Genomic DNA, 24789 nt, shown 5'->3' with positions numbered 1-24789 from the left:
CGCCGCCATCCCGCGCGCCAGGTCAGGCGCTCATTTTTTCCCGTCGGCGATCGCGGCCCGGCGGCGCACCGTACAGGCGAGCATATTCCCGGGTGAACTGGGACACGCTGATATAGCCCACCTCGCCGGCCGCCTGGGCAATGCTCATCCCTTCCGCCAGCATCAGGCGGCGGGCGTGGATCAGGCGCAACTGCTTCTGAAACTGCAGGGGCGACAAGGTGGTCATGGCGCGGAAATGACGGTGAAAGACAGAGACGCTCATCCCGGCGGCGTCGGCCAGCGCGTCGACGCTGACTGGCTGCATAAAATCCCGGCGCAGCATCGCCACCGCCCGGCGGATCCGCGCCGAATGGCTGTCTACAGCGCCCAGCGCCCGGATGGCTGGCCCGTGAACACTCTGCAACAGCCAGTAATGCAGCTCCCGCCGCAGCCCTTCGCCTAACACCGCCAGCGCCCCCGGTTGATCAAACAGCCTTGCCAGCCGATAAGCGGCGTCCGTCACGTCAGCATTCATCGGTTCGATACCGACGCGGGGCGCCTCATCCGGACCAGATGGGCCGGCGTCCTGCAGCTCGCGCAGGATAGCCAGGTCCAGCTCCAGCACCAGCGCGTAATAGGGAAAGCGCTGACTGGCCTCGGTGATCTGGCTGGTGGTGGGAACATCGGCGGCGATCACCATCGCCTCCCCCGGACCGTAGTCAAAGCTTGCCAGGCCGGTGGTCACGCTTTTGCGCCCCTGCAGCAGCATGGCCACCAGTGGCCTGGCGATGGCCGCCTGCAGATCGCCGGGGTGCAGGGCCCGCACCAGGGTGATGCCGGGAACCGGGGTGACCGCCACCCCGCTGCTATCGACATGAGCATCGGCATACCGGCGGCAGAGAGCGAAGAGTTCGTCGCGCATAAGATCCTTTCAGGCAAGTTTTAAAGCCTGAGTATGCGCTATTTCCCGCCAGAGGGGAGTGTATGGAGAGGAATGGGCAAAAAATAACAAGGATTGGGCAACCCGGTCTGGTAGGCCCCCCCTATTGTAAGGACTCCACATACCAGAGAGGATCGAACATGACTAAGATTGCACTTATCACCGGCGCCAACCGCGGCCTTGGCCGTCAGACCGCACTGGATATCGCCCGCCAGGGCGGGGACGTCATCGTCACCTACCGCGGCAATATTGAACAGGCGGAAGCGGTGGTGGCCGACATTCACGCTCTCGGCCGCAAGGCCATCGCCCTGCCGCTGGATATGGCGCAGACCACCCGCTTTCCGACTTTCGCCGACAGCCTGAGCGCTGCGCTGGCCAGCGTCTGGGGACGGGACACCTTCGATCATCTGATCAATAACGCGGGACACGGCGAATTTGCCCCGCTGGCCGAAACGCGCGAGGCCCAGTTCGACGGGCTGTTTAACGTCCATGTCAAGGGGGTGTTTTTCCTCGTTCAAACCCTGCTACCGCTGCTGGCTGACGGTGGACGGATCGTTAACTTCTCTTCCGGACTGACTCGCGTCTCATATCCTGGCTTCTCCGCCTACGCTGCGGCCAAAGCGGCCGTGGAGATGCTGAGCGTGTACATGGCCCGCGAGCTGGGCGGGCGCGGCATCACCGTCAATACCATCGCCCCCGGGGCTATCGCCACTGATTTTGGCGGCGGGCTGGTGCGGGACGACGCGAGTGTTAACGCGCAGTTTGCCGCGATGACGGCGCTGGGACGGGTGGGCGTTCCCGAGGATATTGGGCCGATGATCGCCAGCCTGCTGCGTGACGATAACCGCTGGGTAACCGCCCAGCGGATCGAAGTCTCGGGAGGACAGACTATCTGACCACTCAGGCCGGCAGGATACGCTCCAGCGCCACGCCTGCCAGCCGCACGGTCTCCAGAAGACGCGGGAGGCTATCCCCCTCCCGCGCTTTCGCCGACAGACCAAGCATCAGCGTATCCATATAGTCAGTCACCCGCAGCGCATCCTGCGGGTGATGGCGGGCGATATACTGATGGATTTTGGCCCTCGCCGCAGCATGCCATTCGCCTGCCGCCACCCGAGCGTCGGCATCCTGACAATGTCCCCCCTCCAGCACCAGGCAGCCGGCGGCGGCCGGATCGGCTACATAGCGGCGAGCCGCCTCCTGCAGCACGGCGATGAGCGACGCCGCCACCGGCTGGTCGTCCTGCAACAGCGTCTCTATGGGGATGGCCCCGGTCTGGCTGTAGCGCTGCAGGACGCGGGTATACAGGCCGAGCTTGCTGCCGAAAGCGGCATAAAAGCTTGGGGGGTTGATGCCGAAAGCCTGGGTCAGATCGGCCACGCTCACCGCGTCGTAGCCTCGCGCGTGAAAGAGGCGCTGAGCCGTTTCAATAGCCTGTTCCGCATTGAACTGACGGGGGCGCCCCGGGGTACGCCCTTGTTTTGTAGTGGTCACTATATTAATCCTTGACTGCCTGTTTTGCCGCAGCATATTGTAATCATCACTACAATATCATGAGGTGCGGGATATGACAGCGTTTCACAACAAATCAGTGCTGGTTTTAGGTGGAAGTCGGGGAATTGGCGCGGCGATCGTCAGGCGCTTTGTCGCCGACGGCGCGTCGGTCAGGTTCAGCTATTCCGGTTCGCCGGAGGCGGCCGAGCGGCTGGCGGCGGAGACCGGCAGCACGGCGGTGCAGGCGGACAGCGCCGATCGCGATGCGGTGATAAGCCTGGTCCGAGACAGCGGCCCGCTGGACGTGTTAGTGGTCAATGCCGGGATCGCCATTTTTGGCGATGCCCTGGAGCAGGACAGCGATGCCATCGATCGCCTGTTCCGCATCAATATTCATGCCCCCTACCATGCCTCCGTGGAAGCAGCGCGCCGGATGCCGGAAGGCGGGCGCATTATTGTCATCGGTTCGGTCAATGGCGATCGCATGCCGGTGCCGGGAATGGCGGCCTATGCGCTCAGCAAGTCAGCCCTGCAGGGGCTGGCGCGCGGTCTGGCACGGGATTTTGGCCCGCGCGGCATCACGGTCAACGTCGTCCAGCCCGGCCCAATTGATACCGATGCCAACCCGGAGAACGGCCCGATGAAAGAGCTGATGCACAGCTTTATGGCCATTAAGCGCCATGGCCGACCGGAAGAGGTGGCGGGCATGGTAGCCTGGCTGGCCGGTCCGGAGGCGTCGTTTGTCACAGGCGCCATGCACACCATCGACGGAGCGTTTGGCGCCTGATGATCCTCGGCGGCGGCGCGCGCTTTGCCACGCCGCTGTCCTGACGTCATGGCCACTGGATTCATCAGGCCAGGCTGTCGATCGCCATAAAAATACGATCTTCGGTGAGGATCAGTCTCGCCTCAGGGGACTGGTGCGCTTTGCGGATCCGTCCCCGGCGCCAGACTTAGATAACAAACCTCTCGCGCCACCGCGCCGCCGGGTGCCTCAAGGCTCAGAATTAAAACCCCTTTTCCATGCCATCCCACAGCTGCTGCGGCACGATATTGCCGCTGCGCTCGCCGTTTTTACTGCAGCGCGGTGTGCCCCTGAACAGGACGCTTTTCTGTGGTAACAGACATTAGCATTGGCGAAAAAGTTGCCGTTACCAAAAAAACATGAACCCGGTTACAAGATGCGCATGCCACCGTCTTCAGCATCCTGAGGAGGTCGCATTCTGCGGATCGCCAGGCTATATCTATGACACCTTTCTCCCACAACGAGTAAAAATAATGAGCAAGAAGATCCTGATGCTGGTCGGCGATTACGCCGAAGATTACGAAACGATGGTCCCTTTTCAGGCTCTGCAGATGATTGGCCACCAGGTCGATGCGGTCTGCCCGGATAAAGCCACCGGCGACTATGTGATGACGGCGATCCATGATTTTGACGGAGCCCAAACCTACAGCGAAAAGCCGGGGCACCGCTTCACCCTGAACGCCGATTTTGCCGCGGTGAAGGCCGAGGATTACGACGCGCTAGTGATCCCCGGCGGCCGGGCGCCGGAGTATCTGCGTCTGAACGAGCAAGTGATTAAACTGGTACAGGCGTTCGACGCCGCGCGTAAACCTATCGCCGCCGTCTGCCACGGGCCACAGCTGCTGGCCGCCGCCGGTATTCTGCAGGGGCGGATCTGCAGCGCCTATCCGGCCTGCGCCCCGGAGGTGCGTCTGAGCGGCGGGCATTATGCCGATATCGGTATCGATCAGGCGCATGTTGACGGCAATCTGGTCACTGCTCCCGCCTGGCCGGCCCACCCGCAGTGGCTGGCGAAATTCGCCGCCCTGCTGGCGGAGTAACGCATTTTCTCTGACCAGACAAATGGACTATCGCCGCGCTGGTGCTCTCTTGCTTACCGGCCGGCGGTTTTCGAGCTGCCGTTTCCGCTACAGTCAAACCTGACCAGCTCAGCGATACGCTGGCCGGGTTATCTCCTCGACTCAGATGCGCATTCCCCCGGAAACTTCAATGCGCTGAGCATTAACCCAGCGATGATCATCGGATAACAGCGAGGCGATCATCGGCCCGATATCTTCTGGCACCCCCGGTCGGCCAAGCGCCGTCATGTTCGCCACCGCCTGAGCGACCTGCGGGTTATCCCGCACCACCCCGCCGCTGAAATCCGTGGCGATGGCGCCCGGCGCTACGCAGTTTACCGTGATCCCGCGGCCGCCCAGCTCAAACGCCATATAACGGGTCAGGGTTTCCACCGCAGATTTCATGATCGCATAGGGCGCCCGGTTCGCCATCACGATACGGGTCAGTCCGGACGAGATATTCACAATTCGCCCGCCATCCGCCAGCAGCGGCAATAATTTTTGGCTGAGGAAAAAAACCCCCTTCACATGGATGCGATAAAGCGCATCGAACTCCGCTTCGGTAGCGTTCAGAAACCCCATGCCGCTGGCATTGCCGGCATTATTAACCAGGTAATGAAACCGATCGGCCCCCAGCTCCGTCAGCGCCTCCTGAAAGGCGCTGACAAACCCGTCAAAGGTGTCGGTTTCGCCGGCGCTGAAGGGCAGCGCGATCGCCCGCGAGCCCTGAGCTTTAACCCGCGCGACCACATCGTTCGCCTCGGCAAAATGCGCGTTGTAGGTCAATACCACGTTCACGCCGCGCTGAGCCAGCGCTTCAACGGTTGCGCGCCCCAGGCCGCGGCTGCCGCCTGTCACCAGGGCGATTTTTGCGCTATTGTTCATGTTTCCCCCCTTTTATCTCTGCTGAAAACATGAGCGATTATAGGCCTCTGAATGCCGACGATAAGACCGCATGGCGCGACAGGATTGTTTTGCCAGCTGGAACAATGCCATGGATAAACTGGATACCCTGACCCTGTTCGTGCGCATCGTCGAACGGGGTTCGTTCAGCGCCGCCGCCGCGGATCTGGGTTTTTCCCGGCCGGTGGCGACTGCAGCCATTAAGGCGCTGGAGGCTAGCCTTGGGGCGCGCCTGCTGCAGCGCACCACCCGGCACGTGCAGCCGACGGCGGAGGGCTCGCTGTATTATCAGCGCTGCGTGTCCATCCTGGCGGCCCTGGAGGAGGCCAACCGCAGCGCCGGGGGGAGCGTCTCCGGCACCATCCGGGTGGACGTGGCGGGCAATCTGGCGCGAACCCTGCTGCTGCCCGCGCTGCCGCAGTTTCTCGCCCGCTATCCGGCCATTACGTTACAGATAGGCGAAAGCGAGCGCGACGTCGATCTGGTCCGCGAAGGGGTGGATTGCGTCATTCGCGGCGGCCATCTTCCCGATAGCGAGATGATTTGCCGGCCGCTCGCCATGCTGCAGGAGATCACCTGCGCCAGCCCGGCCTACCTCGCCCGGTACGGCACCCCGCATACGATTGACGGGCTGGCGGGACACGTGGCGATCGGTTTTGTTTCAGCGCGCACGCAGCGTACCTTGCCGCTGACTTTTACCCTGGATGGTCGCCAGACCGAGGTCAGTTTGCCCTGTCGGCTGCTGACCTCCGATGCCGACGTCGGCGCCGAAGCGGCAAGGCTTGGCTTTGGCCTGTATCAGGCACCCTTATCCCGCCTTGAGGCCGATCTGGCATCCGGTGTATTAACGGAGGTGCTGGCTGATTTTCGCCCTGCGCCGCTGCCGCTCTCCCTGCTCTACCCCAGCAGCCGGCAGCTCTCTGCCCGGGTACAGGTATTTATCGACTGGGTGACGGCGCTGATGAAGGCGCTCCTGGCGCAGCAGGCATCCGGAAGGCTAAAATAATGTTTGCTATTATTTGCGGCTCGTGCGTTAATCGTTAAGTTGATTTACCAGACGAAAAGTTATTATCTAAGTACGTGTTCTCATCTCCAGGCGTTATCCCTGATACCACCTTCCTTTGAGCAGTCCCGTTAGTATTTTGCTTTTTCTGTAAACAGGCCCTGTCAGCCCCCTGTTGGCTCGTTAAACAAGCCCTCCGACTGACCCAATACCCGGCTTACTCCTAACAAAAATCAGCCGCGTTAATTTCCCTGAAAACGACCATTGTCTTTTCAACAGAACATTACCCATACAAGGTTTACATTATGATTGAACATATCCATTTTAGATGCCCATGCTGCCATGGCTCCCAGTACAGAACGTCCCAGTTTGACGTGACGGAAAAAAATCCCTTTGGTGCGAAATGCATTTTCTGCAAATCGGCCATGATGACGTTAGATACTCTTCGCCCTTATCACCTGGGCGCGCTGTCCACCGCTCAGGCCCAGCCATAAGACGGATGAAGCCGGTGAACGCGGGCGGGAAAATTCCCCCGGGGATTCACCTGGGGGCAAGCTCTGTTCCTTCACCTGACGCGATCGTCGGTGGAATGGCGAAGAACGGCATCCGGCAACGCTTTTATCAGGGTCGTCACATTCTCCCCGGCGCGGGTTTCCACATTAAAATAGTCCACCGTGCGCAGAATAAGCCGCAAACCTCTGCCGCTTTCCGCTAACGGATCGACATCGAAGCGCTCATCGCCACGCGCCAGCGCCAGGCGCTCGGCCGGAAAGACCTCTCCCGCATCAATAAAGCGCAGCGTCACCCGGTCTTCCGTTGCGATAAATTCGACACGAAAAACACGTTGCCGATCCTCATGCAACGCATAGCGAATGATATTGGTGGCCGTCTCACAGACGGCAAGATCGAGCGCGAAGCGCCACTCCTCCCCGACGGACAGCGGCGCCATTTGTTGAGCCAGCCACGCCGCCAGCGGTGATAGCGAGCTGAGTTGGGCAGGAAAATTCATGACGTTATTCACGGGCGCGTCACGGATTGAACTGCGCAAGGGCTGAAGTGCGATCCTCGCAAATACGAAAAATACGATCCATCCTGGTCAGGGTAAACATATTGCGGATGCCGGGGTTCAGCGCGCACAGTGTCATTTCTCCTTTACCGTTCATCATTTTCATCAGGGAAACCAGCGTTCCCAAACCGCTGCTGTCGATAAAATCGATTTTACTGAAATCAACAATCAGATCGGTGCTATCTTCGCCTATCTCCTGGGCGATTGCCGCCTTAAAGGCTACCGCGACGGAAGCATCCAGCCGACGCACCGCCGGCGTCAGGATCGTCACCGAGGCCTGCCGTTCAGTTTCAATTTTCATCACTGTCCCCTGTACGTTCAATAATCAAGAGTGAAACATCATCGGCCATCGCCTGGGTCTCCTGCGCGTCGCCACTGCGCCAGCGGATCAGGTGCCGGGCAAAACGCGGCAGCAGCGCGGGCAGCGGCTGCGTCACGCTGTCCTGCAGCCACGCTTGCAAGCGCGCCTCGCCAAACTGTTCACCGCTCCGGTTTTCACATTCGGTGATACCGTCGCTGAACAGGCACAGCCGCTCTCCCGGCGCCAGCGAAAAACTGACATCTGCCCACGAGAGATGGTCTATCAACCCCACCGGCGCCCCGCCGCTGCCGACCGGGCGGACGGTAGCGTCCGGGCTAACGATAAAAGGCGTGGGATGCCCGGCCTGACAGAGTTTGCCCGCACCGGTCTTCAGGTCGATGACGCCATAGATCAACGTGAAATAGCTGACGATCTCTGTTTCGTCACTGCAAAAACGACCATTGAGGATCGTCACCACCTCGGCAGGCGACGCCGGCTGGTTGTCTGCCGTAAAAAGAAAGCGCTCAACGGCCCTGCCATGCAAAAACTGGCGGGCGACGGCGAGCGACATCATCGCCGCCCCCACGCCGTGTCCGGAGACATCCACGCAGTAAAATCCGAGACGATCGCCCAGCGGGAAGACGTTAAAAATATCCCCCGACACCCAGGCCGAGGGCAGGAAAATCCAGTCGGAGAAAAATCCCTGATGGCGCAGCTGATGAGCCGGGAGAACCGACTGTTGAATGCGCGCCGCCAGCTCCAGATCCTGTTCAATCTGTCGCAGCGCTTCGCTCAGCCGCGCATTGCGCGCGGCGAGGTCAGCCTCGAGGGAGAGGATCCGCGCCCCGGCGTGCAGCCGCGCCCGCAGCTCGCTCTGCTCTACCGGTTTGCTGAGAAAATCATCGGCCCCGGCCTCAAACCCCTGCGTTAGATCGCCAGGATCTTCGCGGGCGGTGAGCAATATCAGATAAACGTAGTGACCAAACTGGCGACGGCGAATTTCCCGGCACAGCGTCAGGCCATTCATCTCCGGCATTTCCCAGTCGCTTATCACCAGGCTGACAGGCTGGTTTTCGAGGATCGCCAGCGCGTCGACGCCGTTTTCCGCCTCACTGACGATATAGCCCCACTGCGTCAACATCCGACTTAGCAGCCGACGATAAACCAGCGAATCTTCAACAATCAGGACGTGCTGTGCCGACATCGCGCCTCCTAAATCGGCAAGAACCAGATAAGGCTGATCGTGCCTTCACGAAACTTGCCGCTGCCGCTGTCATGCCCCGGGTAGCGGGTACCGGCATAGTTGGCATACTGCACAGAGAACGATCCCGGCGTATAGCCCGCGTAGCCAAAACTGTAACTATAATCGCCATTCCACGGCTGCTGCTGACTACTGTCCGGATACCAGAAGGCGGTGGCGCGCACAAAAAAATGTTGTTTAAAGGTATATCCACACCCCCCAAGCAGCACATTTTTGTTTTTGCGGATATCGTTACTCTCCAGATCGTAATAACGCGGCACCCAGCTGTAGCCTGCCTGGCAGATAATGGCGTCGCCTTTGTTAATCAACAGCGCATGCTCCATGGGCTTCGGCAGCGAAAACTTATACGCCAGGGTAATCGCCCCCTGCTCAAAATAGGTGTGACGCTTGCTGCCCGAGGTCCAGAAGTGGTTATCGCCATAGTTACTGTAAACCAGGCTGAAGGTGTTGGCATGCCAGTCGTCGTAGCCAAAACTATAGCGAAAATCGGCGGTATAGCGGCTGGTGTCAGTCACCGGTAAACGGGATGTCACGTTGGCGAACCAGAAGCTGTAGGGCGAGTATTGCAGGCTGAGGTTCAGCGTCTGATTATATTTTTTCTTCTGTTCTGCGCTGTCTGAGCTGTTGGGGACGGTCATCCACTGCTCTTTTAAACCCGAACTAAAGCTCAGCGCTCCCGAGAATACCTTGTCATTCCCGGAAAAAAGCCGTCCCCAGCGGCTGGTAAACACGCCGGCCTGCACCGGTTCACCATTTTTATCACGCAGCGGTTGTGCGTCGTTCTTCTCTGCGCCTTCCGCACCTGCGATGGCGCACCATAGCGCGCAGGCCAGCATATATTTCTCCCGCATTTGCCCTTCCTTAGTTAGGTATCCAGCGTGCGGCGACGCGGTATTTGGCCATCAGCCACAGAACGCCCAGCGCAGCGGCATGGATCAAGGTGTTCACTATCCACGCCTGGCGCCACAGATCGAAGGTGACCAGCTGGCTTACGGCGAGCACGATGTAAACATGCAAAATAAAGGTGTAGAGCGAACGCTGCCCGAGCGGGATCAGGAACCAGCCTGCCAGCCGGTTAAGGGGGCGCCAGCACCAGGTCAATAGCAGATAAATGGTGACCATCAGACTGATATCATTGAGGATCCGTACCGGACCGAGGCCGTTTTTCGCCGCCCAGGTATGGTAAAAGGCGTTAAAATCCGCCGGCGGGATTACGTGCATCAGCAGCGCGGGCGGCATAAAAGGATTGGTATGATTCTGGGCGACAAACGCAAGGATAAGCGCGATGAACACCAGCGCCGCCAAGGCGACTTTGCCGGGCGGCGTGCGGGCGAAAGAGATCAGTTCCGCTTTGTACCAGCCGCAGCACATGCCCAGCACAAAGATAAATTGCCAGGCCAGCAAGGGAAAGGCGAATTCAAATTCGCAGGGCGTGACCCGTATCGGCCAGCGTTGCCAGCAGCCGTATATCAGCAGCGAGGCGCCCAGTAAGGGGTAGACGTGACCCTTTTGCAGCATTCCCAGAAACAGCGGGCTGAGCAATAACAAAAAAATATAGAGTCCGAGGATCTGCGTCTGATGCGGGCCAATCTGCAGATAGAGGATAATGTTAAACCACGTCTCTTTTATTTGCGGGGTGAGCGGATAGAGCGACCAACTGGTCCCGGAAAAGCGGTCGGTAAAATGAGTGACTTCATAGACATTAATATAAGGCAAATATCTCAGCAAAAGAAAAGAGACAATAATAATAATATTAACCTGATATATTTTCCATGCGCGAAGATAAAGCCCCCAGCTCACCGTCAGTAATACTGCCTTTTGTAATCTGACACGATTTAGCATCCCTAACATGAAGCCGGACAGGATCACAAAGCCCTCGGCACCGGTGGTCAAACCAAATCGTTCCCAGCTGAAAATATTAAATATTGACATCACTTCGGTATGCGCCACCACCATCATCACAAGAGCAATACCGCGCATAAAGTCGATACGCAGGTCGCGATCCCCGGTCAGAGAGTAACGCCAGGGCATTGATTTATGAGTTTCTTTTTGCGAAATCGCTGAAGCAACCTGGCTCATTAGGGATCCTGCTGTCTACCCTGCAACATTTATTACAAATTATTTAGATAGTGTAGAATGGGCTATCTTGCAATGTTCGTTTTATAAATTCCGCCGGCGTGCATCACACTATGTTAAGTCATCCCGGTGACTATCAGTTCGCGCTGTTGAAATTTTTGCGCCACCATCTACACTCACTTTACTGTTATTTATAAGCCCCTGTGCGTTCTGCAGAACGCCCCCAATCGATAACAGACCTGTCATTCAAACCCAGCGCGGAATCAGGATATCCTTGCTATGGATTTTTATTTTTCCCGTTTTGAACATCGCCGACCGCCTGAACCGCTCAGCACCCCGCGCTGGGTGAGAATGATTTGGCAGGTATTAGCTGTGGCCGCCCTGGTGCTTGGCGCTAATTATATTTACTGGCGCTGGACCGCCTCCTTAAACACTGACGCACTGTGGTATGCGATCCCTCTGGTGCTGGCGGAAACCCTGGCGTGGATTGGCACAGTTCTGTTCACCATTAATTTATGGCAGGAAAAAGATCCTCCGCCAGGGGTCCCCCCGACGGAGATCAACGACTGTCTGCGCGCGGATGAAGCGGTGGAGTCGAGGCCGATTAAAGTCGATCTGTTTATCGCCACCTACTCCGAAGACGTGGAGCTGGTCAGGCTATCGATTCGTGACGCCATGCGGATGACCTATCCTGGTCCGCTCGATTATAAGGTGCATGTCCTTGACGACGGGCGTCGCCCGGAGATGAAGGCGGTCTGCGAGCAGGAGGGGGCGAACTATATCACCCGTCAGAGCAATATCGGCTATAAGGCCGGTAACCTGCGCAACGGGCTGGAACATACCGATGGCGACTTTCTGATCATCTGTGATGCCGATACCCGCGTTTTCCCGACCCTGCTGAGCCACACGCTCGGCTATTTTCGCGATCCGGACGTCGCCTGGGTGCAGACCCCACAATGGTTTTTCGATCTCCCGGAGGGGGAGGATCTGGCGCGCTGGCTGCGGCGTAAAGCAGGCGGCGCAGGCTATGGCGTGGGCTGGCTGGCGCAGAAAATCGTCGGTCCGGTGACCATTGGTCGCGATCCTTTTTTCAACGATCCGCGCATGTTTTACGACGTGATTTTACGGCGCCGCAACTGGGCTAACGCCGCGTTCTGCTGTGGCGCCGCCTCCGTTCACCGACGGGAAGCGGTGATGCAGGCGGCGCTGCGCAGCTACGTCTGGAGCGTTGACGCCGAAATCGCGCGTCATACGCGGGATATTCGCGACCCGGCAACGCGGGAAGCGTTGCAGGACGCCATGCGCCCCCACGTTGCCTTCGATACTGAACTGACGCCCTATAAGTTCCACGTCTCGGAAGATATTTATACCTCCATCCTGCTGCACGGCGACGCTGCCCGCCGCTGGCGCTCGGTAATGCACCCGCGGATCGAGTCGAAAATGCTCTCTCCGCAGGATATGCTGACGTGGATGATCCAGCGCTTTAAGTACGCCGCCGGATCGCTGGATATCCTGTTCCATGACAACATCTTCAACCGACGCCGCTTTAAACTCTCGCTGCCGCAAACGCTGATGTACGCGACCACCTTCTGGTCGTATCTGGCCTGCGTGTGGAACACCGTGTTCTTGATCTCGCCTGTTATCTATCTCTTCACCGGCATTCCGCCGGTGTCGGCGTGGTCTACCCCTTTCTATCTGCACTTTTTACCCTTTTTTATTGTCTCCGAACTGGCCTTTATGTTCGGCACCTGGGGCATTTCTGCCTGGGACGGCCGGGCCTCTTACCTCTCCTTTTTCTCGATGAATCTGCGGGCGCTGGACACCGTTTTGCGCGGGGAGCAGATCAAATTTCACGTTACGCCGAAAGAGCGACAGACGGGCCGTTTTCTCTATCTCGTCAAGCCGCAAATTGCCATCGTTTTGCTCACCCTGACGGGGCTGATATGGGGCGGTATTCAGGTGGCGCGCGGTCAGGTTGACGACCCCTCCGGGTACGTCATCAACATTTTCTGGGGCGCGGTGAATATTGCCGCCATGCTGCCACTGATCTTCGCCGCCATGTGGACGCCCCCCGAAGAGCAGGAGGCGAGCCGATGAGGATCCGCGACGCCCTGCTATCCGCGCGCAGCTATCTCACTATCCTCATTGGCTTCCTGCTGGGTTTTGCGATTGTCGTGTGGGTGGAAAAACAAATGCCCGCGCGCGTCGAGAGCAGCGGCGGGATGACGTTGAGCCAGGATTTTCCGCCGCTCCCTCCCCCGCGCGAGCTGACCTTTGACGAGGCGATCTGGGCGCGGGTGGCCTGGCAGTATTATGTCAACAATACCCAGCCAAACGGCCTGGCCAACGCGCACGATGGCGAACCCTGGCTCAGCCTGTGGAGCGTCGGCAGCTATCTTTTCGCCGTGGTCGCCGCAGAGCAGCTGCATATTGTGACCGCCGCCGAAGGTGATGAGCGCATTGCCGCCGCCCTGTTTACCCTCGGTCAACTGCCCCTCAACGCCCAGGGATTGCCCGCCGCTCAGTACCATGCCGACACGCTGCAGATCCTCGGCAACCCGGACTCCTCCGCCATCGGTATGGGACGCCTGCTCACCGCCCTGCAAACCCTGCTCTGGCGCTATCCTCAGCACGCCGCCGCGGTGCGGGATCTGTTTAATCAGTGGCGGGTCGGCGCGCTCATCAGCAACAGCCCCGCCAGCCAGGCCGCGGCGCCGCTGCACCACTGGGCGCTGGCGGCGGATGAACCGCGGGACAGCTTTGGCTACCGGCTGTACGCCAGCCATACGCTGCGGTTGATCGACAGCGCGGCGGGGCTGGCGGTGACCAACCCGCCGCAGGGGCAGCAGATGATCGATATCGACGGCATCATGGTGCCCGATGAGGGGCTGCGCACGCCCTGGGGTCGGCAGCCTTCGCTGATCAGCCTGCCGTACCTGCTCACCGGACTTGAGCTGGGCTTTGACGCGCAGAGTGCGGAGATCGCCTGGCGCATCATGCAAATCCAGCAGCGCCGTCATAGCCTGAGGGTCAGCAAGCCGCCGATCAGCACTGACTACGCCGAGCCCGCGCCGGATTATGCCAGCGCGCTGGCGGACCGGCAGCCGCAGAGCGCCTTCGCCCCACGCAGCGCCGCCCCGGAGCAAACGGCGATCACCTCCACCCGCACCGCCTTTGCCTGGTACGCCCTGTTCCGTAATAGCTGGAGCGAGGCGCTGCGCCAGCAGGTGCAGACGCTGCAGGTCCCGGGCAAGGGCTGGCAGCGAGGGTTAAATCTCAACCGCAGCGTCAACGACGTTATTGACGGCGATACCAACGCGATCGTGCTGGAAAGCCTGGCCTACATTTCCCGGGGGCAGATGCTGTGTCTGGCCTGCCTGAGCCCTGCCCCTCTACCCTCTTCCTCAGCAGGAGCAACGCCATGAAGCTGACCTATTTTTCCCGTTTTCCCCTGCTGGCCGGACTCATGGCGCTGTGGCTCTCGCTCTCCGGCGCGCAGGCCGCGACCGGTCTGCCGGCTGCGGAATACGCCCCGCGCAGCGGGGAGCTGACGCCGAGGGAGATGACTATCGCCAGAAACGCCTGGCAATACTTCGTCGCCAACTTTCAGCCCACCACCGGGCTGGTGAATGCGGTAAACAAATACCCCTCCACCACCATGTGGGACAGCGCCTCCTATCTGGCCGCGATGACCGCAGCCCGTGAGTTGGGGATTATTGATAAGGCGGAGTTTGACCGTCGGATGCTGAAGTTTCTCGCCACGTTGAATAAGCTCGATTTATTCCGTAACGAACTACCCAACAAAGCCTATAACACGATAAGCGGACAAAAGGTTAACTACCAGAACAAGCCGGGTGAAATCGGCTTTTCGGCGCTGGATATCGGCAGAATGCTGATCTGGCTGAAGGTGATCAAGGAGCGCTATCCGGAATACAGCAACAGCATCGATAATGTGGTGCTGGGGTGGGATTTTAGCCATGTGGTCGATCCCTGCGGCACGCTGTACGGGGCGTATCTGGAAAACGGCCAGCCCAAATACGTTCAGGAAGGCCGTCTGGGATACGAGGAGTACGGCGCGGCGGGCTTTCAGCTGTGGGGATTTAACACCTGTCAGGCCAGCCGGCCGCAGCCCTACGAGCTGGCGGAGATTTACTGCGTGCTGGTCCCCTATGATTCGCGCGACCCACGGCAAACCAGCCAGCATAACTATGTGGTCAGTGAATCCTACGTGCTGTATGGCATGGAGTTTGGCTTTAATAACCCTGGTGACCGGAACAACAGCCCGCGCGAGTACTCCCATCCCTGGATGAAAAACTTCGCTGACCGGGTCTACCAGGCCCAGGAGAATCGCTACGCCATCACCGGGATCCTCACCGCCCGCTCCGAGCATCAGCTCGATAAATCCCCGTACTTTGTCTATGACACCGTGTTCAGCGACGGGTTTAACTGGAACACCATAACCGACAAAGGCCAGTTCGTACCGAATAGCGCCGCCGTGTCGCTCAAAGCGGCGATGGGGATGTGGGTGCTGTGGAACTCGCCCTATACCGATCGTCTGCTGGACGCCATTGAAAACGCGAACGAAGCGGGAAAAGGCTATTACGAGGGGTTGTATGAGAACGGCGACGGGCCAATCAATGAGTTTACCGCCAACAACAACGGCATCATGCTGGAAGCACTGCTATTTAAAAAGGAGGGAAAACTGCTGCAGTTTTCCAGCGACAATCCGAAAAACCGCGATTTCGCCCCGTCGCTGTGGGACAAGAAGCTGGTGGATCTCTTTGAACCCAATAACGGCCCGCGCAATCGCCCGTTCCTGAGCAACACCCCCGCCGTCAAAACATGGTGCGAGCAGACCGGGACCACCCAGCGCACCAAACCCGCCTGCCAGGCCTGCCAGTGTGCCGCCTGCAAGGCTGACGAGCCCGTTAAACTTCCGCCGGTGACCGCGCAATGCTTAAAACCATAGCCCGCTGGCTGGCCATCGCCGTCGTCCTTTTTCTTATCGCCCTGGCGCTGTTTGGTCGCGAAGGCGCGGGGTGGCGCTGGCTGACCAAAGGCGGCTGGCACACCACTGCCCGTATCAGCAGCCTGACGCCGCAGGAGCGAACGTGGGCGCAGATCGCCTGGCGGTACGTCGAGAACAATACCCAGCCGCAAACCGGCCTGGTCAACGGCAGCGACAAACAGCCCCGCGCAACGCTATGGCAGATGGGCGACACCCTTATCGCCCTGCTCGCCGCCAGAGAGCTGGGGTTGGTAAAGGAAGCGGAATTCGACGCCCGCCTGACGCCCCTGCTCGGCACCCTCAATCGCCTGACGCTGACCGGCGGCGGTTCGCCGGGCAGGCTATACTCCACTCAGACCGCGACCCCTGTCGACTTCAGCGGCAAACCGGCGGCCAGCGGCTGGTCAGCAAAAGATATGGCCCGACTGATGCTCGCCCTGCGGCTCACCGCCGAACGCGCACCGCAGTATGGTGAATACATTGATAAAATTGTCCTGCGCTGGAACTTCTGTCCGGTTATCGATAAAGACGGGGAGCTGTGGTCCGCCTCACTGCAGAACGGTCAGCGGACGATCCGCGAGGAGCTCCGGCTGGGAGACAGTGAATACGCCGCCAGCGCGTTTCGCCTGTGGGGATTTCCGGCCGGCAAGGCCCTCTCCCCCCCGACGCGCCATGTGATTATTTATCAGCGCCGCCTCGCCGTTGACGACCGCGACCCGCGAACCACCTGGCAACCCGTGGTGCTCTCTACACTGCCCGCCATGCTGCCTGGACTGGAGTTCGGCTGGCAGCCGCCCGGCGTGCCGGAGATGGCGCAAAAAGCCATGCGCGAGCGGGCGGAAGGGATATGGCTCAGCCAGAAAACGCGCTGGACGCAGGATAAGGTGCTTACCGCCCGGGCCGATTTTTCGCTTACCCAGGCGCCCTGGCACGTGGAAGACACCGTCTGGGGGAATGGCTACGCCTGGAATACGCTCGGGGACGACGGGAAGTACTACCCCCGGCTGGCGCAGGTGACCACCAAAGCGGTCTTTGTCCTGTGGACGCTGTGGGAAACCGAGTATACCGATGCGCTGATGGCGGTCACTACCCATCTTAACGACCCGCAGCGCGGCTGGTTTGAAGGACGGGTCGAGGCCACCGGCGACGTCAACGCCACCCTCACCCTCTCCACCAACGCCATGGTGCTGGAGGCGCTGTTTTACAAACACAACGCCGGGCCGTTGTTCAAAAACGGCCTCGCGGATGACAACAGCTACTTTGCCCACCGCGCGACGGACGAATTTAACCCGCCCCGCCGCTGCCTGCCGGGCGAACGGGTCATGAGGAGCGCACCATGAAGTTTTATCGCGATCTCTTTGAAGCCAGCCTGAATCGCGTCGTACCAGAGCACGACAAACAGCGCTTCTTCCAGGCCTTCTACAGCACCTTTATCCATATGTCACCGGAAACCGAGCAGCACTTCTCCCAACGCTCCGGTGAGGAAGGCCAGCAGATGATCTTTAAGAGCTTTTTCGCCATGCTGGCGGTCAACGGCGACCTCTTTGTACCCGATTTTCTGGAACGGCTGGCGCGAGCGCAGAGCGAGGAAGGCCTGCGTCTACCGCCGCGGTTTTTTGCCCTCTGGCGGGAAGCGATGCTCAAAACCGTCCGCGCCTGCGATCCGCTGTGCGATGAGGAGATCCTCACCGCATGGGCAATGGCCATCGCCCCTGGGCTCGAGTATCTGCGCCGCCAGGCGGAGCTCCACTATCAAACTGTTGGCCAGTAATCATGCATGCCGCTAACCGTAACGACCTTAACCTCCTGCCCTCGGCGGTGATGATCTACGATGAGCGCGAACGACTGCAGGCCTGGAATGATAAGGTGGCGCTGTTTTATCCAACGATCGCGCCCTGGCTCGCCGTCGGCGCCTCTCTTGAGAGCCTGGCGGAGAAGTTTATCGATGCCGGATATAACATCGACCCAGGCCGGCAACAGACGCTGCGCGAGGCGATTATCCGCAACTGCCGCCAGACGAACCACTGCGAGGTCCGCCAGTCGGGCAACCGCCGGATTTACGTTCAGCATCAGCGGCTGGCGGATGGCGGGATTGTCAGCCTGCATACCGACATCACCGAGCTTGACGAGGCCCGGCGTTCGCGTCATCAACTGCATGATGACTTTTTATTCACCGCGGAGTCGATCCAGATCGGCATCTGGGACTGGCAGGTCTCCGGCGACAGCCTGCAGGTGAATGACACCCTGCTGGCGATGGTCGGCCAGTCGCGGGCGCAGTGGCGCTTTCCGCTGCGCTTTATGCTCAACCTGGTCCACGAGGACGATCGCGCCACTCTGCAGCAGGCGATGATCGCCTCGCAAAACGAGCACATGCCGGTTTTTGAATGTGAGCTTCGCGTCCAGCACCCGACGCAGGGCTGGCGCTGGATGCTGCTCTCGGGGCAGATCGTCACCCTCAACATGCAGCAGCAGGCAGAGCGGGTGATCGGCACCTTGCAGGATATTACCCGGCGCAAAGCCGCAGAGCTGCTGGCCATTGAGGCGGCGAAGGAGGCCCGTGAGGCGAACGAAGCGAAAAGCGCTTTCCTCGCCAATATGAGCCACGAAATCCGCACCCCGATGAACGGCATTCTCGGCATGACGCAGCTCTGCCTCGACACGCCGCTGACCGCGGAGCAGCGGGAGTACCTTTCGCTGGTGATGAGCTCAGCCCAGTCGCTGCTGCACATTATCAATGACATTCTTGATTTTTCACGCATTGAGTCGGGCAAGATGCAGGTGGACGTAGAGCCGCTGGAGATCCGCCCTTTTGTTCAGTCGCTGATCCGCCCGCATATGCCTGCCGCCAGCGAAAAGGGCATTGAGCTGCTGGTGGATATCTCCCCTGCGGTGCCTGAGGTGCTGATCGTCGATGGCCCCCGGCTGCGGCAAATCCTGACCAACCTGCTGGGTAATGCCCTGAAGTTCACTCATCAGGGGGAGGTCCTGCTGGCGATAGCGCCGGCCGAGGACGAAAACCGCTGGTGCTTTCGCATTCGCGATACCGGCATCGGCATTGCCCCGGAGAAGCAAAAGGCGATCTTCGAGGCCTTCAGCCAGGCCGATAGCTCTACCACCCGTCGCTACGGCGGCACCGGACTGGGGTTAACCATTTCGGCCCGCCTGGTCAGCCTGATGGGCGGTGAGCTGACGGTGGAGAGCCAGCCTGGGGCAGGCAGCGAATTTGCCTTCACCCTGCCGCTGGAAGGCCTGAACGCCGCGGCCTCCGGTAGCGCCCCGCTGAGCCGCTTCAATCACCAGCGGGTGCTGGTGGTTGACGACAACAGCACCAACCTGCGCCTGCTTGACGCCATGCTTCGCCAGATGGGACTGATGCCAACCTGCGTGAACAACGCTGGCGAGGCGCTACGCCGGGCCGCCGAAGGCCCGCCATGGCCGCTGATCCTGCTGGACGCGCAGATGCCGGATATGGACGGCGTATCCCTGGCGCTGGAGCTCTCCGCTTTGCCTGAAGCCAGGCAAAGCCAGATTATTATGCTCAGCTCCATGAGCCGTCATTTTGACGCCAATATGCTTAAGCGCATCGGCATTGCCCACTATCTGCATAAACCGGTGGCACAGCGCGAACTGCATCAGGTTATCGCCGGCATTCTGGTGCCCACGCCGGTGGTGACGACAACGCCTGCCCCCGTTGCGCAACCGGTCAGGGACCAGACCGGGCTAAATATCCTGCTCGCCGAGGACAACCTGGTAAACCAGAAGGTCGCCAGACGGCTGCTGGAGCAGTTGGGTCACCGCTGCGAGGTAGTGAACAACGGTCGGGAAGCGCTGGAGCGCTGGCGCGCAGCCTGCTGGGATCTTCTGCTGATCGATCTGCAAATGCCGGAGATGGACGGTGAAACCGCCATCCGCCTGCTGCGGGAAGAGACCCAGGCGCTGGGCAGGCAACATCAGCCCGCGATTGCCATGACCGCCCACGCTATGCAGGGCGATAGAGAACGCTGTCTGGCGATGGGTTTTGACGGCTATATCGCCAAGCCGGTGAGCCAGGAGGCGCTACGGGAAGCCATCGCCCGCGTCGGCGCGGCGGAAGATAGCGCGCCGGAGGAAGAGGAAGGCCTGCCGGACGAAGCCCGCCTGCTGAAACAGTGCGCCGACGATCCTGAGCTTGTCGAGGAGTTGCTGGGACTCTTCGCTGCAGGACTTAATGCTGCGGCCGCCGCCCTCAACCACGCCATTGACGCCAATGACCGGGAGACATGGCGCCGCGCCGCCCACAAGCTGCGCGGCGAGGCGGCCACCCTAGGTTTTCAACGCCTTGCCAGTGTGCTCCAGCGGCTGGAGAGCCAGGCGGCCTCGCCAGACCAAAGCGTGCCGGGCGACCTGCGCGACGCGCTGACCGAGGCGATCGCGGGCTGCCACCTGTGGCTGCGCCGCAGAACGCAGGAGGTTCCCCGTGATCGCTAGACGTCTTCTGCTGCTGGTCATTTGCCTGCCGCTGGCGCACGCCGGTTCTGCGCCGGTGACCTGGTCACTGGCCGGACAATGGCGGGTGCATGACGCCAACGACAGCGCCTTCGCCGGCGCGCAGGCTTCGGACGGCGACTGGCGCACGCTGCGGGTACCGGCAAACTGGTACAGCGCCGGATACGATCATCAGGGCGCCCTGTGGTATCGCCATCAATTTACCCTGCATGGCCTGACGCCGGACGCCATGGCTACGCTGGTGTTTGACGGCGTCGATTACTTTGCCGAGGTAGCGCTCAACGGCAAGACGCTGACCCGGCACGAAGGCTATTTTCAGCGCTTCCCGGTGGACATCACCGGGGCCGTTCGCCGCCATAATCAGCTCGCCGTGCGGGTCGACAGCCCCTATGAAGACCCGCAAAAAATCTGGCCGCTGCACAAGACGCTGATGAAAGGGATCCTCAATCAGCACGATACCCGTCCGGGCGGCGCCTGGTCGGTTCAGGGGCAGGATGCCAACTCCGGGGGGATCTGGGCGCCGGTGAAGCTCCATCTGAGCCGCGGCGTCACTATCGACGAGGTGATCCTGCGCCCGGACTGGCGACAGGGGCTGGAGAAGCCCATGCTGCGTGCCGAAATCCGCTATCGGGCCGTGACGCCCGGCCCCGTCACGCTGCGCCTGACGGCCACCCCGGACAATTTTTCTGGCCCGCCTTTTCAGCAGGCCTTTGCGGTCACCCTGGAGAATACCGCAGGCATTCTGCGCGTCTCGCTGCCCATGCCCTCGGCAAAGCTCTGGTGGCCGGTGGGCACAGGTAAACCGAACCTGTACCGCGTGCGCGCCACCCTCGTGGATAAGCGGGGGATCATGGATACCGCCGTCACCCGCACCGGATTACGTAAGGTGGAAGCGCTGGCGGATAATCAGGGCTGGCGCATCAATGACAGACGGCTGTTCATCAAGGGCAGCAACTATATTGGCTCGCCGTGGCTGAGCACCATGACGCGGAAAAAGTATCTCCGGGATTTCAGACTGGTCACGGCGATGAACGCCAACGCCATCCGCGTTCATGGCCACGTGGCGGGCCGCGCGCTGTATGAGGTGGCCGATGAGATGGGACTCATAATTTGGCAGGATGTCCCGCTGCAGTGGGGTTATGATGACAGCGCCGCCTTCGCCGATAACGCCGTGCGCCAGACCCGGGCGATGATGGACCAGTTCGGCAATTCGCCGGCGATTATTGTCTGGGGCGGTCACAACGAGCCGCCGTGGAACTCGCCGTGGATGGAGAAACGCTTCCCCGACTGGCGTAAAACCTTAAACCAGACCCTGACGCAGCGGGTGGGCGATGCGCTGGCGGAAGACACCTCCCGCATCGTGCATCGCTTTTCCGCTGTCGAAGAGCACTACTGGGCAGGGTGGTATTTCGGCACCCTGCGCGACCTGCTCGCCCCGGCGAAAACCGGGATTATTACCGAGTTTGGCGCCCAGGCGCTGCCCCGCCTCTCCACCCTGAAGACCATTATCCCGGCCCGTCTGCTGTGGCCGAAAACCACCGCCGCCGACGATCCCGGCTGGGTGCGATGGAAGTACCATAATTTTCAGCCTTTCCAGACCTTTAAATTCGCCGGGATTCCGCGAGGCAACAATATTCAGGAGATGATTGAAAACACCCAGGCGTATCAGGCCAGGCTGGTGGCCCTGGCGGCGGAGAGCTATCGTCGCCAGCGTTATCAGCCGGTGACCGCCTTGTTCCAGTTTATGTTTGTCGAGACATGGCCCTCCATCAACTGGGGGGTGGTGGATTATCTGCGCCAGCCAAAGGCGGGTTACTATGCCCTGCAGCGCGCCTATCAGCCGATCCTGCCGTCCATCGAGCCGGTGACCGCCAGCTGGCGTCAGGGTAGCCCGGCGACGGTGCGCCTGTGGGCGATTAACGATACCTGGACAGCCTGCGAGGATTGTCGCCTGACCTGGCAGGTCAGGCAAAATGGTCGGATACTGACTCAGGGGGAAACCACGCGGACCCTGCCGCCCGACGCCGGCCAGATGGTCAGGGAGCTGACCGTCACCCCCGCCGGCCAGCAGCCCGTGACGATCGTCTACCGCATCGACAACCGTCGCGGCAAACGCGTGGGGGCTAACCAGCATAGCGAACCCGTCGCCGCGGCCCAGGCAGCGAAATGAAGGAGGCTTCCCGCTGAGCCGCGATCAGTCGTGGATTTTCACCCCCAGACAACCGCGAACGAATTGAGGGTTAAAGTGTTTTACCGCTTCGCCGACATAGCCTAAATCCAGAGCGCTGATTTGCGCCATTTCGCGCGCGGTGAGCGAGAAATCCCAGATGGCAAAGTTCTCTTCAATACGCTCCTGGCGGGTGGATTTTGGAATTACCGTGACGCCACGCTGCACGTTCCAGCGCAGGATAACCTGCGCAATGGTTTTATGATGGGCATCGGCAATCTCCTGCAGCGTTGCCTCTTCATACGGGTTATGTCTGCCGCCGCCTAACGGCGCCCAGGCTTCCGGCTGAACGTGATAGTGCTTCATGGTTTCCAGCGCCGCGGGCTGGGCGAAATAAGGATGCAGTTCGACCTGGTTCACCATCGGCTTAATTCTGACGGTTTCGCAGAAGTTCGCTAACACATGGGCGTAGAAATTGGACACGCCAATCGCTTTCAGGATACCGGCCTCATAAGCCTCCTCCAGCGCGCGCCAGGCGCTGAAATAATCGCCCATCGCCTGATGCAACAGATAAAGATCGAAGTATTCCAGCCCGGATTTTTTTAAGGACGCGGCGATACCGGCTTTCGCCATCCCGGCGTTGGCCATGTCCTGAACCCACAGTTTGGAGGTGATAAATAGCGCCTCGCGGGTACACAGACCTTCGGCGATGGCTTCGCGAACGGCCTCCCCCACCGCATCTTCATTATCGTAGACGGCAGCGGTATCGATAAGGCGATAGCCGGTACGAATAGCGTTCAGCACCGCCCGCTTACACTCTGCTTTATCGGTCACCTTAAAAACGCCAAAACCCAGCATCGGCATTTTACGGTTGTTACTTAATACACAATATTCCACGGTGCAGTCTCAGTTTGTTAAAAATTTCATGATAGACCAGAAACATCGCCGCGATTACCCCGTCATTTGTGATTTGACTTATGCATCCAGCTCATTAATCGCAGTGCGCTGATATCTCCTGTGTTTGACAGAAAGCAGGAAGCTCCCCCCTGCCGCGCCCAAAAGTAACAGACCGCTCAGAGCAAAAGTGCTGCGCCATCCCAGACTATCAAACACCAGGCCTCCTGCCGTTGACCCGAGGGCAATCGATAGTTGGATCACGGCGACCATCAGACCACCGCCCGCCTCCGCATCCTCGGGCAGCGTCCGCGCAATCCATGTCCACCAGCCGGTGGGCGCTGCCGTCGCCAGCAGGCCCCACAGGCTTAACAGTACGGCGACTGAACCTGTGTGGTGCCCGGCCAGCAGAAGCGTTCCGGCAATCGCGGCCATTAACAAAGGGATAGCCACCAGTGTCGGATAAAACCGGGCGTTCAGAACGGTCGTAATAAGCAGCGTGCCGACAAAACCGGCGGCGCCAATCGCCAGTAATATCAGGGAGAGGCCAGAAGGCTTGACTCGAGTCACTATCTCCAGAAACGGTCGCACATAGGTAAATAAGGTAAACTGCCCAATAAAGAACAGCCCGCAGGCCAACAATCCAAGGGATACCGTCGAGCGACGGAACAGACGCAGCACGGTTCCCTGCCGCTCTGGTGCGCGCTGACTTTTCATCGATGGCAGGCTAACGCATTGCCAGATGAAGGCTACCATCGCCAGCGGGACGAGACATAAAAAGGCGCCGCGCCAGCCGACGGTGGCCCCCAGGTAGCTGCCCAGCGGGGCCGCGACGACCGTGGCCAATGCGTTACCACCGTTAAAAATGGCCAGCGCGCGGGGAACCTGGCGTTGCGGCACCAGCCGAATGGCCGTTGCTGCCGACAATGACCAGAATCCGCCAATGACGATCCCGATGAGCGCCCTGCCCAGCATATAAACCGGAAAACTGGACGCCTGGGCAATCATCAATCCTGAGGCCGCCATCAGCGCCGTGAGCCCCAGCAGCAGCCATTTACGGTCCAGCGACCCGGTAAGACGGGAAATCGTCAGGCTGGTCAGTACCGCCAGCGCGCCAGAAAGCGCGATCCCCTGGCCTGCTAATCCCTCGGTAATGTGTAAATCACCCGCGATGGGTGTCAACAGACTGACCGGCATAAACTCTGAGGCAATGAGCACAAATACGCAGAGCGTCATCGCCAGGACGCCGCTCCAGTATGCGCGGGTGTTATGTAATCCAGACATTATTTATCTCCGACAAAACAAAGCCGCCAGCAGGCGGCTTTGGGGATGTCTCCGGCACAGGAGAG

At 60.0% G+C, this 24789-nt stretch carries 22 protein-coding genes; 12 read left to right on the top strand and 10 right to left on the bottom strand.

The window, feature by feature from the left end:
- Nucleotides 1–22: 22 nt before the first annotated feature.
- On the bottom strand, nt 23–901 hold the full coding sequence (locus tag GQR96_RS10500) for an AraC family transcriptional regulator (protein WP_065904048.1): 879 nt from the start codon (nt 899–901) through the stop codon (nt 23–25).
- 158 nt (nt 902–1059) lie between these two features.
- Between GQR96_RS10500 and GQR96_RS10495 the strand changes: the two genes are divergently transcribed.
- Nucleotides 1060–1815 carry an SDR family NAD(P)-dependent oxidoreductase gene (locus GQR96_RS10495; RefSeq protein ID WP_065904045.1) on the top strand — a complete coding sequence of 252 codons (756 nt, stop codon included), beginning with the start codon at nt 1060–1062 and terminating at the stop codon, nt 1813–1815.
- Nucleotides 1816–1819: 4 nt separating this feature from the next.
- Here GQR96_RS10495 and GQR96_RS10490 read toward each other — a convergent pair whose 3' ends face one another.
- Complete coding sequence (locus GQR96_RS10490) at nt 1820–2413, bottom strand: TetR/AcrR family transcriptional regulator (protein WP_049002878.1); 594 nt, start codon at nt 2411–2413, stop codon at nt 1820–1822.
- 73 nt (nt 2414–2486) lie between these two features.
- On the opposite strand from GQR96_RS10490, the gene bdcA reads away from it, so the two are divergent.
- Both bdcA and GQR96_RS10480 read left to right on the top strand, forming a co-directional pair.
- Nucleotides 2487–3200 (top strand): SDR family oxidoreductase, encoded by a 714-nt coding sequence (gene bdcA / locus GQR96_RS10485; RefSeq protein WP_004203956.1) that lies wholly within the window; start codon nt 2487–2489, stop codon nt 3198–3200.
- Between the two features lie 491 nt (nt 3201–3691).
- Nucleotides 3692–4258, top strand: a complete 567-nt coding sequence (locus tag GQR96_RS10480; RefSeq protein ID WP_065904041.1) for a DJ-1/PfpI family protein — start codon at nt 3692–3694, stop codon at nt 4256–4258.
- A gap of 141 nt (nt 4259–4399) precedes the next feature.
- On the opposite strand, the gene GQR96_RS10475 is transcribed toward GQR96_RS10480, so the two are convergent.
- On the bottom strand, nt 4400–5161 hold the full coding sequence (locus tag GQR96_RS10475) for an SDR family NAD(P)-dependent oxidoreductase (protein ID WP_069135673.1): 762 nt from the start codon (nt 5159–5161) through the stop codon (nt 4400–4402).
- A 109-nt stretch (nt 5162–5270) separates the two neighbouring features.
- Between GQR96_RS10475 and GQR96_RS10470 the strand changes: the two genes are divergently transcribed.
- A complete protein-coding gene (locus GQR96_RS10470; protein WP_069135674.1) occupies nt 5271–6185 on the top strand; it encodes a LysR family transcriptional regulator in 915 nt (304 codons plus the stop codon).
- A 302-nt stretch (nt 6186–6487) separates the two neighbouring features.
- On the top strand, nt 6488–6676 hold the full coding sequence (locus GQR96_RS10465) for a cold shock small protein YmcF (protein WP_004183775.1): 189 nt from the start codon (nt 6488–6490) through the stop codon (nt 6674–6676).
- A gap of 71 nt (nt 6677–6747) precedes the next feature.
- Here the strand turns inward: GQR96_RS10465 and GQR96_RS10460 are convergent, their stop codons facing one another.
- The 5 genes from GQR96_RS10460 to opgC are packed head-to-tail and all read right to left on the bottom strand — an operon-like array spanning nt 6748 to nt 10889.
- Nucleotides 6748–7191 carry an ATP-binding protein gene (locus tag GQR96_RS10460; protein WP_071845755.1) on the bottom strand — a complete coding sequence of 148 codons (444 nt, stop codon included), beginning with the start codon at nt 7189–7191 and terminating at the stop codon, nt 6748–6750.
- Nucleotides 7192–7210: 19 nt separating this feature from the next.
- Complete coding sequence (locus GQR96_RS10455) at nt 7211–7549, bottom strand: STAS domain-containing protein (RefSeq protein WP_004183770.1); 339 nt, start codon at nt 7547–7549, stop codon at nt 7211–7213.
- A complete protein-coding gene (locus tag GQR96_RS10450) occupies nt 7539–8753 on the bottom strand; it encodes a PP2C family protein-serine/threonine phosphatase (protein WP_069135675.1) in 1215 nt (404 codons plus the stop codon). Before GQR96_RS10450 ends, GQR96_RS10455 begins: the two co-directional genes overlap by 11 nt.
- Nucleotides 8754–8761: 8 nt before the next feature.
- A complete protein-coding gene (locus tag GQR96_RS10445; RefSeq protein WP_004203934.1) occupies nt 8762–9661 on the bottom strand; it encodes a hypothetical protein in 900 nt (299 codons plus the stop codon).
- A gap of 10 nt (nt 9662–9671) precedes the next feature.
- Entirely contained in the window at nt 9672–10889 is a 1218-nt protein-coding gene (gene opgC, locus GQR96_RS10440; RefSeq protein ID WP_065904036.1) for an OpgC domain-containing protein, read from the bottom strand.
- Nucleotides 10890–11165: 276 nt separating this feature from the next.
- Here opgC and GQR96_RS10435 point away from each other — a divergent pair, with 276 nt between their 5' ends.
- The 7 genes from GQR96_RS10435 to GQR96_RS10405 are packed head-to-tail and all read left to right on the top strand — an operon-like array spanning nt 11166 to nt 22549.
- Nucleotides 11166–12983: a glycosyltransferase family 2 protein gene (locus GQR96_RS10435; RefSeq protein WP_023318062.1), complete on the top strand. Its 1818-nt coding sequence runs from the start codon at nt 11166–11168 to the stop codon at nt 12981–12983.
- Nucleotides 12980–14311, top strand: a complete 1332-nt coding sequence (locus GQR96_RS10430; protein WP_040146309.1) for a DUF3131 domain-containing protein — start codon at nt 12980–12982, stop codon at nt 14309–14311. Before GQR96_RS10435 ends, GQR96_RS10430 begins: the two co-directional genes overlap by 4 nt.
- Nucleotides 14308–15855 carry a DUF3131 domain-containing protein gene (locus tag GQR96_RS10425; protein ID WP_065904031.1) on the top strand — a complete coding sequence of 516 codons (1548 nt, stop codon included), beginning with the start codon at nt 14308–14310 and terminating at the stop codon, nt 15853–15855. The genes GQR96_RS10430 and GQR96_RS10425 overlap by 4 nt, the downstream gene beginning before the upstream one ends.
- A complete protein-coding gene (locus GQR96_RS10420; RefSeq protein WP_049002892.1) occupies nt 15840–17234 on the top strand; it encodes a DUF3131 domain-containing protein in 1395 nt (464 codons plus the stop codon). The genes GQR96_RS10425 and GQR96_RS10420 overlap by 16 nt, the downstream gene beginning before the upstream one ends.
- Complete coding sequence (locus GQR96_RS10415) at nt 17231–17665, top strand: globin (protein WP_004179506.1); 435 nt, start codon at nt 17231–17233, stop codon at nt 17663–17665. The genes GQR96_RS10420 and GQR96_RS10415 overlap by 4 nt, the downstream gene beginning before the upstream one ends.
- A gap of 2 nt (nt 17666–17667) precedes the next feature.
- Nucleotides 17668–20361 (top strand): hybrid sensor histidine kinase/response regulator, encoded by a 2694-nt coding sequence (locus GQR96_RS10410; RefSeq protein WP_065904024.1) that lies wholly within the window; start codon nt 17668–17670, stop codon nt 20359–20361.
- Complete coding sequence (locus tag GQR96_RS10405) at nt 20351–22549, top strand: glycoside hydrolase family 2 protein (RefSeq protein WP_065904021.1); 2199 nt, start codon at nt 20351–20353, stop codon at nt 22547–22549. Before GQR96_RS10410 ends, GQR96_RS10405 begins: the two co-directional genes overlap by 11 nt.
- 24 nt (nt 22550–22573) lie before the next feature.
- Here the strand turns inward: GQR96_RS10405 and GQR96_RS10400 are convergent, their stop codons facing one another.
- Complete coding sequence (locus GQR96_RS10400) at nt 22574–23443, bottom strand: aldo/keto reductase (protein WP_017898781.1); 870 nt, start codon at nt 23441–23443, stop codon at nt 22574–22576.
- A gap of 78 nt (nt 23444–23521) precedes the next feature.
- Nucleotides 23522–24724 (bottom strand): MFS transporter, encoded by a 1203-nt coding sequence (locus GQR96_RS10395; protein ID WP_065904018.1) that lies wholly within the window; start codon nt 24722–24724, stop codon nt 23522–23524.
- Nucleotides 24725–24789: the final 65 nt, after the last annotated feature.

This window comes from Klebsiella sp. PCX, assembly GCF_021869705.1.
In the GTDB taxonomy this organism is placed as follows: domain Bacteria; phylum Pseudomonadota; class Gammaproteobacteria; order Enterobacterales; family Enterobacteriaceae; genus Klebsiella; species Klebsiella quasipneumoniae.
The sequence above is the reverse complement of the archived record's forward strand: the minus strand, read 5'-3'. Positions and strand labels throughout refer to the sequence as shown.